This window comes from Cupriavidus sp. GA3-3 (assembly GCF_000389805.1).
GTDB classification, from domain to species: Bacteria; Pseudomonadota; Gammaproteobacteria; order Burkholderiales; family Burkholderiaceae; genus Cupriavidus; species Cupriavidus necator_D.
In genome coordinates this window covers 195,354-204,163 of sequence record NZ_KB944469.1, presented here as the reverse complement: position 1 = coordinate 204,163, position 8,810 = coordinate 195,354, and the positions used below count along the sequence as shown (strand labels likewise).

At 67.8% G+C, this 8,810-nt stretch carries 8 protein-coding genes; 2 read left to right on the top strand and 6 right to left on the bottom strand.

Annotated elements, in window-relative coordinates; translation table 11 throughout:
* The 3 genes from C265_RS09050 to C265_RS09040 form a co-directional block, all read right to left on the bottom strand.
* On the bottom strand, positions 1–460 hold a 460-nt coding region (locus C265_RS09050; protein ID WP_010813070.1), incomplete at its 3' end, for an IS256 family transposase.
* 63 nt (positions 461–523) lie between these two features.
* Positions 524–1,663 (bottom strand): HPP family protein, encoded by a 1,140-nt coding sequence (locus tag C265_RS09045; protein ID WP_010813069.1) that lies wholly within the window; start codon positions 1,661–1,663, stop codon positions 524–526.
* A 179-nt stretch (positions 1,664–1,842) separates the two neighbouring features.
* Positions 1,843–2,262, bottom strand: coding sequence for an Lrp/AsnC family transcriptional regulator (locus C265_RS09040; protein ID WP_010813068.1), 420 nt, complete (start codon positions 2,260–2,262; stop codon positions 1,843–1,845).
* A gap of 163 nt (positions 2,263–2,425) precedes the next feature.
* Here C265_RS09040 and C265_RS09035 point away from each other — a divergent pair, with 163 nt between their 5' ends.
* Both C265_RS09035 and C265_RS09030 read left to right on the top strand, forming a co-directional pair.
* Entirely contained in the window at positions 2,426–3,304 is an 879-nt protein-coding gene (locus tag C265_RS09035; protein WP_010813067.1) for a dimethylarginine dimethylaminohydrolase family protein, read from the top strand.
* Positions 3,305–3,339: 35 nt separating this feature from the next.
* Entirely contained in the window at positions 3,340–4,425 is a 1,086-nt protein-coding gene (locus tag C265_RS09030; RefSeq protein WP_010813066.1) for an ornithine cyclodeaminase, read from the top strand.
* Positions 4,426–4,471: 46 nt separating this feature from the next.
* Here C265_RS09030 and C265_RS09025 read toward each other — a convergent pair whose 3' ends face one another.
* From C265_RS09025 to C265_RS09015, 3 genes are all read right to left on the bottom strand, one after another.
* On the bottom strand, positions 4,472–5,068 hold the full coding sequence (locus C265_RS09025) for a helix-turn-helix domain-containing protein (RefSeq protein WP_010813065.1): 597 nt from the start codon (positions 5,066–5,068) through the stop codon (positions 4,472–4,474).
* Positions 5,069–5,548: 480 nt separating this feature from the next.
* Positions 5,549–6,868 carry a sigma-54 dependent transcriptional regulator gene (locus C265_RS09020; RefSeq protein WP_010813064.1) on the bottom strand — a complete coding sequence of 440 codons (1,320 nt, stop codon included), beginning with the start codon at positions 6,866–6,868 and terminating at the stop codon, positions 5,549–5,551.
* Positions 6,858–8,807, bottom strand: a complete 1,950-nt coding sequence (locus tag C265_RS09015; protein WP_010813063.1) for an ATP-binding protein — start codon at positions 8,805–8,807, stop codon at positions 6,858–6,860. The genes C265_RS09020 and C265_RS09015 overlap by 11 nt, the downstream gene beginning before the upstream one ends.
* Positions 8,808–8,810 lie beyond the last annotated feature (3 nt).

Below are 8,810 nucleotides of genomic sequence, written 5' to 3'. Positions count from 1 at the left end.
AACTGATGAACTCGGGCGAGACTTCGGTGCCGTACTGTTCGGCCAGAAACGCCTGGATCTCGCGCACGGTCATGCCACGGGCGTACATGGCGATGATCTTGTCATCGAACCCAGTGAAGCGCCGTTCGTGCTTGGGAATCAGGATCGGATCGAAGCTGCCGTCGCGGTCGCGCGGGATGTCGACCCGCAGCGGGCCATCCTCGGTTAGAACGGTCTTGGCGCTCTTGCCGTTGCGCTGGTTGGCTGTGCCAGCCGGGCGCTCCGCGCCCGGCTGGTAGCCCAAGTGATGGCCTAGCTCGGCGCCTAGGGCCCGCTCGATCAGGGCCTTCTTGAATGCCATCGAGGCGTCCTGAACCGCTTCGGCGGTCATCGGACCCTTAACGAAATGAGCGATCAGGTCCTCGGGAATAGCCGGCAGTTCACGGCCTGCGGCTTGGCTGGTCTTCGTCTTGCGTGGCATACATGCTCCTTGGCGACATGTTATGCCCTAAACACAAAATTTCTGACAGGTCCCCGGGTGCCCTCAATCCGGCACCGCCATCACCCCACTCTTGAGCAGTGCAGCCACCAGATCCGATTGCGTCACCATCCCCACCACGCGCCGGTGGTCGTCGATCACCGGCGCGTGGTGCAAGCCGCCGTCCGAGAATGCCTGGGCCAACTCCACCATCGGCTGCTCGGGTCGGGCGGTGACAACGGCGCGTGTCATCAGGTCCCGCACGGTACCAGCCAGCCGCCGCGCACCGGTATCACGCTGCGCCGCAAAAAAATCGCTCTGGGTGATGATGCCTACCAGCCGCCGGGTGGCGTCCACTACCGGCAGGGCCTTGATACGGTGCCGCGACAGCAGGTGCCCGGCCTCATGTGCAGGCTGGTCCGGGGTCACCATGACCACGTCGCGCGACATGATCTCGCCGCACAGCACGTTGCCGAAGTGGCGCCGGTAGGCGCGCAACTGCGCGGCCACCAGGATCTGTTCGAGGTCGTCTTCTTCGATATCCAGGAATTCGCCGCGCACCTTCAGCGCAGCATCGAGGTCGGCGCGGGTGACGCCAACGCGCTGGGATGGCGGCACGTCCTTGGTCCCGTGCTGCATGGCAGGCTCGGGCGGGCGGTGCGGGTAGCGCCGCCGCGACAGGTTGTTGAAGGCCAGCGCCATCATCAGCAGCAGCATCGAATTGAACAGCACGGGCACGGCAACGAAGCCGAAGCCCAGCGCACTGACCGCCGGCCCGCCGAATACGGCGGTGATGGCCACCGCGCCGCTGGGCGGGTGCACGCAGTGGAACTGGAACATCAGGGCGATGGAGACGGCCACTGCGACCGCTGCGGCCAGGCCAGGGTCCGGGATCCAGCGCGCGCACGCCACGCCGACCACCGCGGCAATCAGGTTGCCGCCAATCACTGACCAGGGCTGTGCCAGCGGCGATGATGGCACGGCGAACAGCAGCACCGCGCAGGCCCCCATCGGCGCGACAAACCAGGGGTTGAAGCCGCCCAAGGTCTGGTGGCTGATCCATTCAGTGCAGAGCAGGCCCAGCAGGGCGCCCAGGCAGCTTTTGAGGCGCTCCTTGCGGCTGGCGGCAACGGGTAGCGGAACGAATGTGCGCAGCCATGCACGGGCATTCTGCGCCAGGGCAGCGACAGCGGGGGCGGTTGGCATTCTTGTGACGGGGGGCGCTTTGGAATGGTGCGCGTAATATATCACGGGGTGATATATTTGACCGCCTTTGGTGCAGCGCATCCCAATCGTGGGGCGTGATGCACCGCACAAGCGCATGGCGGCACTGGGCGTGGCGCGCCTGCCGGTGGTGGGAAGCGCCGGGACCTGGGCGGGTCCCTTTACTTGTAGGTCGACAGCAGGATGCTGGTCTCGGTGGCGCTGATGCCATCGATCAGCCGGATCCGGTCCAGCGCGCGGTCGAACGCTTCCAGTGTGTCGGCGCGCAGCTCGGCAATGATGTCCCAGCGGCCGTTGGTGGTATGCAGCGCTTGCACATTGGGCTCGCCGCGCAGCGCCTGCAGCACGGTGCGGGCCTTGTTGCCTTCCACGGCAATCGTCATCCAGGCGCGGATGCGGTGCGCTTCGGCCTCGGGCCGCAGGCGCACCGTGTAGCCAACGATCACCCCTTCCTGTTCCAGTTTGTCGATGCGGTTCTGCACGGTCGCGCGCGACACGCGCAGCGCCTGCGCCAGCGCCGTGACCGGCATGCGCGCGTTGTCGCGCAGGAGTGAAATCAACTGGTGGTCGGTGGCATCCATGGGGTGGGCAAACAGTCTTTTCAAAGCGCCAGCATACGCTGGCATTTTGATAAATGCCTCGCGCAAATTGCGCAATTTGCTGGCTATTAGTTAACACCAGCTTGCCCGAGAATTCAATCGAGCGATTGATTTCCCGAAACCTGCCATCAAAAAAGGAGCCCCCGTGACCCACTCCCCCACGATCCTGCTGGTCGAGCCGACCTTCTACGACGTGTCGTACAGCATCAATCCGTGGATGGACCCGGCTGCCTGGGCACGCGACCCGCGCGGCATGCACCGCAGCGCGATGCAGTCGTTCGACGCGCTGCGCGAGGCGCTGGGCCGGGCCGGCTTTGCGGTCGAGGTGGCCCCCGGCGCGCCGGGGCTGCCCGACATGGTGTTCCCGGCCAACGCCGCGGTGGTGCTCGATGGCCGCGCGTTGCTGGCGCGCTTTCGCTACCCGCAACGCCGTGGTGAAGAAGCGCCGTTCGCCGACATCTTCGGCAAGCTGCGCGAACGCGGCGTGCTCGACGAAGTCGCGCTGCTGCCCGAGGGCTGCTTCCAGGAAGGCGCGGGCGACTGCATCTGGGATGCCGGCCGCGGTCACTTCTGGGCCGGGTTCGGTCCGCGCTCGTCGCATGAGGCAGCCGTGGCGGTGTCGAACTACTTCGGCAAGGACGTGGTGGCGCTGGAACTGGCCACCGAGCAGAGCTACCACCTGGACGTCTGCTTCTGCCCGCTTTCCGGCGGCGAGGTGCTGTACTACCCGCCGGCTTTCAGCGAAGCGGCGTTGCGCGAACTGCGCGCGCGCGTGCCGGCGCGGCTGCGCATCGAGGCCAGCGCCGACGACCTGCGCCACTTCAGCGTCAATGCCGTCAATCTCGACGACCAGGTGGTGATGACCCGCACCACGCCGCACCTGCGCACCGAGCTGGGCCGGCGCGGCTACCAGCTGCATGAGGTCGACCTGTCGCCCTTCATGCTGTCCGGCGGCGGCGCCTATTGCATGACGCTGCGCCTGGATCGCCGCAGCGGGCCGGGCATCGCCGCGGTGGCGGCCTGAGTGCAGGCATCGCACAGACAGCCAAGGAGACGGTCATGAAAAGCACCGCCCGATCCCTGTTCCTGGACGCCAGTGACGTGGCCCGGCTGGTGGCCACCATCGGCCCGCAGGCCGCCATCGTGGACCTGGCCGGGCAGGTCCGGCAGGCCTTTCTGCGCTGGCACGACTTCGACAAGTCCGCGCGGCTGGCGAGCCATTCCGCGCGTGGCGTGATCGAGCTGATGCCGGTCAGCGACGGCATCCAGTATGCGTTCAAGTATGTCAACGGCCATCCGCGCAATGCGCAGCATGGCATGCCGACGGTGATGGCCTGCGGCCTGCTGGCCGAGGTGGAAACCGGCTTCCCGCTGATGCTGGCCGACCTGACGCTGGCCACTGCGCTGCGCACCGCGGCGACCTCGGCGCTGGCGGCGCGCGCCATGGCGCGGCCCGGTGCGGCGACGATGGCGCTGATCGGCAACGGCGCGCAGGCCGAGTTCCAGGTGCTGGCCTTCCAGGCGATGCTGGGCGTGCGCGAGATCGCCGCCTATGACATCGATCCCGCCGCCACCACACGGCTGATGCGCAACCTTGGTGGCGTACCCGGACTTTCGATCCGGCGTGCCGAATCGATCGAGGCCGCGCTGGCCGGGGCGGACATTGTCTCCACGGTCACCGCCGACAAGACTCGCGCCACCATCCTCACGCCGGAAATGGTGCGGCCCGGCATGCACCTTAATGCGGTTGGCGGCGACTGCCCCGGCAAGACTGAACTGCACCCCGATATCCTGCGCCGCGCGCGCATCGTGGTGGAATACGAAGACCAGACGCGCATCGAAGGCGAGATCCAGCAGTTGCCGGCCGATGCGCCGGTGACCGAGCTGTGGCAGGTGCTGGCCGGCCACGCGCCCGGCCGCGCGGCGGCGGACGAGGTGACCGTGTTCGATTCGGTTGGGTTTGCGCTGGAAGACTACGCCGCGCTGCGCTGGCTCTACACCGCAGCGCAGGCGCACCGGGCGGGCAGGGCGGTTGAGCTGGTGGCGATGCCGCCGGATCCGCGCAACCTGTACGGCTGGATGATGGCGCAGGCCGACGGCGACGAAGCCGGGCTGGCAACGCCGCGGCAGGCGGCAGTGGCCTGAGGCTGCAAGCGATGCCGGGGCCGGCATGGCCCCGGCGCAGCCGTGCTCAGGCGGTGCGGCCCATCATCAGCTGGGCGCGCAGGAAGCCCTTGACCTCTTCCAGCGACGGCGTCTTCAGGAACACCATGATGCCCCAGTGCTGCAGGGCATCGGCCACGCCTTCATAGGCCTGGCGGTTGGTGATCACGGCGAAGATCACGTGCTGGCTGGCAAAGAAATTCTGTAGCTTCTCGATGGTGGCCGACTCGGCGTCGTTCAGTTCGTCGACGTAGTACAGCACCACGCGCGGATGCTCGCTGACCGAGGTGATGACGGTGTCCAGCACATCGTCGACCACCACGCTCTTGAGCGGCAGCCCCCACTTGGCAAGCTGGCCGTGGATGCGCTGCGCTTCCTGGTGGTTGGGGTGGAATACCACCAGGTCCAGGCCGTGCGGCGACGCCGATTCCGGCCCGATGCGCGTCGCCAGCAGGCGGTGCACGGTCTCCTTGTGGATGCGCCGATGGCCGCCGTTGGTCTTCCAGGCGCCAAGTTCGCCGCGCTCGACCATCTTCTGGACGGTGCCCAGAGAGACGTTAAGCAGTTTTGCCGCTGTACGCGTGCTGTAATAAGGCTTTTCAGCCAGTGCCGGATCCAGTTTCATCCCATCACCCGTGGTCCTGAAGGCAGTCGCGCCGGGACGGCGCCCGCGGCGCCAGGCACATGCGCCGCGCGGTTGTCACTGCCAATGGTTGACTGACCCTGTGTCCTGACCCGCTCCCCCGCCGGCCGGACGGCTTTCTTTATAAATTTGTTGTTTCTTTCATTTCCAGCCGATCAGCGACTTTCTGGACGTATTGAAGATCTCAGACTCGGATCTGCTGGAAGCCAATAATATGCCGCAAACGCCAATCCATCTGTAAGAAAAAACATAAATCCATCGCGTATTGGTTGTTTAACGCACATTGGTGCTTGCAGGCAGGCACGACAGTAACGCAGACATTGTCCTGCCCCGGTGGTTCCCCGGGGTTCGACGCAGCTCTGAAGCATCCGCTGAATACAGCGGGCGCTTCAGAGTTCTGTCGTGACATGACAGATTGCGCGGCATGGCCGGCGCGACTGTTCCCGATTCCCCGGCCACGCTTCAAAGCCCGTACTTGCGCACCTTGTCGAACAGCGTGGTCTTCGCCACGCCCAGGGCTTCGCTGGCGCGGCTCAGGTTGCCGTCGTGGCGGCGCATGGCATCGGCAATCAGTGCGCGCTCGAATTGCTCGACTGCCTGCGCCAGCGGCAGGGCTTCGGGAGCGGTGGTGCCGTGGCCGGGGTTGCAGCCCAGCCCCAGCACATGGCGCTCGGCCAGGTTGCGCAGCTCGCGCACATTGCCGGGCCATGGGTAGGCTACCAGCGCGGCCAGCTCGGCCGGGGTCGCGGGCACAGCCTCGCGGTTGAAGCGCAACGCGGCCTGCGCGACGAAATGCTCGAACAAAGCCGGCACGTCTTCGCGCCGCTCGCGCAGCGGCGGCAATTCCAGCGTGATCACGTTCAGGCGGTAATACAGGTCGGCGCGGAACTGGCCGGCATCGGAGAGCGCGCGCAGGTCGGCCTTGGTGGCGGCCACCACGCGCGTGTTGACCGGCACCGGCTGGTTGGAGCCAAGCCGTTCCACCACGCGTTCCTGCAGCACCCGCAGCAGCTTGATCTGCAGCGGCATCGGCATGCTCTCGATCTCGTCGAGAAACAGCGTGCCGCCTTCGGCGTGTTCGATCTTGCCGATGCGGCGGCGCGCGGCACCGGTGAACGAGCCGGCTTCATGGCCGAAGATCTCGCTCTCGAACAGCTGTTCTGGCAGGCCGCCGCAGTTGATGGCAACAAAGTTGCGCGCGTGGCGCTGGCTGGCCTCATGCAGGCAGCGCGCCACCAGTTCCTTGCCGGTGCCGGTCTCGCCGTGGATCAGCACATTGGCGTCGGTGCCGGCCAGGTCGGCGATCAGGCGGCGCAGCCGCTCGACCGTGGGCGAATGGCCGATCAGGTGGGCTTCCAGCTTCTGGCGGCCCGCCAGCCGTTCTCGCAGTTCTGACACTTCCAGCGCGAGCCGGCGTTGCTCCAGCGCGCGGCGCGTGGCGTCCACCAGCTGCTCGGGCGAGAACGGCTTTTCCAGGAAGTCGTAGGCGCCTTGCTTCATCGCCTGCACCGCCAGCCCCACGTCGCCATGGCCGGTGATCATGATCACCGGCAGCGCGGGGTCGCGCTCGCGCAGTTGCGCGAGCAGCGCCATGCCGTCCTGGCCCGGCAGGCGAATGTCGCTGACGACCACGCCGGCATAGCCCGGCCCGGCCTCGCGCAACGCGGCCTCGGCGCTGCCCACGCCACGCGTGGCAATGCCCTCCAGGCGCAGCGCCTGCTCGCAGCCCAGGCGTACGTCGGCATCGTCCTCGACGATCAGTACAGTCAGGTCAGCCGGCATGCTTTGCGTCCTGTGGGTTGGCGTCGTGCGGCGCCAGCGGCAGCACCAGCGTGAAGCAGGCGCCGCCGTCCGGGTGGTTGGCGGCGGACAGGCTGCCGCCGTTTTCATTGAGGATGCCGGCCGACAGCGTGAGGCCGAGCCCCAGCCCTTGCCCGGCGGGCTTGGTGGTGAAGAAGGGCTCGAACAGTCGTGCGAAGGCTTCCTCGGACAAGCCGGCGCCATTGTCGCGCACGGTCAGGTGGACCATGGCGCCCGCCACGTGCGCGTGCAGCGCAATGCGCGGCGCGGGCTGGCCGGCGAGGGCATCGAGCGCGTTGCCGAGCAGGTTCACCAGTACCTGTTCCAGGCGGTTGGGATCGCACACCACCGCCAGCGTCGGATCGATATCGCGCTGCAGCGCGGGTTGGACCGCGTCCACGCGCGTCTGCAGCAGGAACAATGCGTTGTCCACCGCTTCGGCCAGCCTGGCCTGGCGGCGGCCGTTGCCGGACTTGCGTGCAAACGACTTGAGCGCGCCGGTGATGCGGCCCATGCGTTCGACCAGCCCGATGATGGTGTCGAGGTTGGCGCGCACGGTGGCGTAGTCGCCGCGCTCGAGGAACTTGCCGGTATTGCCTGAGATGGTGCGCAGCGCCGCCAGCGGCTGGTTCAGCTCATGCGCGATGCCGGTCGACATCTGCCCCACGGCGGCCAGCTTGCCGGCCTGCAGCAGCCCGTCCTGGGCCTGGCGCAGCACGGTCTCGGCACGGATGCGTTCGGCCACCTCGGCCTGCAGGCGCTGGTTGGAGGTGGACAGGTCGGCGGTGCGATCGGCCACCTTGCGCTCCAGCTCGCTGTTGGCCGCCTCCAGCGCGGCGCGCGCCGCCAGGCGCTCGTTGACGATGCGCCGGCGCACGTTCCACGCCGCCCCCAGCAGCAGCACGAAGGCGCTCAGCACGCCGGCCAGTGCCGCCGTGTTGAGCGCGGCCACGCGTGCCTGCGAGGTATTGGTCAGCAGCGTCAGCTGCCAGTCGGTGCCGGGCAGCGCGGCATGCTGCGCCAGCATCGGCGGGCCGCGGCGCAGGCGCACCAGTTCGTCGCTGCTGCTGCCGTTGCCGTTGTTCAGCTTGCGCACCAGGGTCAGCGGCAGTTGCGGCAGCGGGGCGCGGTTGTACTGGAGGCTGCGCATCAGGCGCTCGCGCGCCTCGGGTGACAGGGGGCGCAGCGCGGCCAGCTTCCATGACGGGTCCGAGGCCAGGATCACCACGCCGTTCTCGTCGGTCAGCAGCATCTGGCTGTCGGCGCCCTGCCAGCGGTTCTCCAGCGGCTCCAGGCCAATCTTGACCACCGCCACGCCGACCGGGTTGTCGCGCTCGCCCAGCGGCGCCGACAGGTAGTAGCCCGATTCGCTGCGGGTGGTGCCCACGCCGTAGAAGCGCCCCAGCTGGCCGTCCATGGCCGCCTGGAAGTACGGGCGGAAACTCAGCGCTTCGCCCAGGTAGCTGTCCGGGCGCTGCCAGTTGCTGCTGGCCAGCACCTTGCCGTGCGCATCCAGCACATAGATCACGCGCGTGCCGGCGCGCGTATTGAGGGCGCTCAGGTAGTCATTGGCGCGTGCCGCGCGGGCGGCGTCGTCCGGGCGCAGCAGCAGCGCGGCGATGCGCTCGTCCAGCGACAGCAGGCCGGGCACGTAGTCGTAGTGCGCCAGCTCGCTTTCCAGTGCCTGCGTGTACAGCCGCAACTGCACCTGGCCGCGTTCGGCCTGGCGCGCCAGCGCGGTGTCGTAGCTGTAGCGGTAGCCGAGCGAGCCCGCCAGGCCCACCAGCATGGCCAGCGCCAGCAGCGCGAGCAGCGGCGCAAGGCCGCGCAGGCCGTGGGGCAGGCGCGAGCCGGTGGGTGCGGCGGACGCGGGTGCGGTGGCGCGGGTGGTATCGCCGGGAGGGTGTAGCGGACCGGTCATCAG

Coding starts and splice junctions, on each gene's coding strand:
- C265_RS09025 (WP_010813065.1), bottom strand. CDS start 5,068: ATGAAACTGGATCCGGCACTGGCTGAAAAGCCTTATTACAGCACGCGT.
- C265_RS09040 (WP_010813068.1), bottom strand. CDS start 2,262: ATGGATGCCACCGACCACCAGTTGATTTCACTCCTGCGCGACAACGCG.
- C265_RS09030 (WP_010813066.1), top strand. CDS start 3,340: ATGAAAAGCACCGCCCGATCCCTGTTCCTGGACGCCAGTGACGTGGCC.
- C265_RS09045 (WP_010813069.1), bottom strand. CDS start 1,663: ATGCCAACCGCCCCCGCTGTCGCTGCCCTGGCGCAGAATGCCCGTGCA.
- C265_RS09015 (WP_010813063.1), bottom strand. CDS start 8,807: ATGACCGGTCCGCTACACCCTCCCGGCGATACCACCCGCGCCACCGCA.
- C265_RS09020 (WP_010813064.1), bottom strand. CDS start 6,868: ATGCCGGCTGACCTGACTGTACTGATCGTCGAGGACGATGCCGACGTA.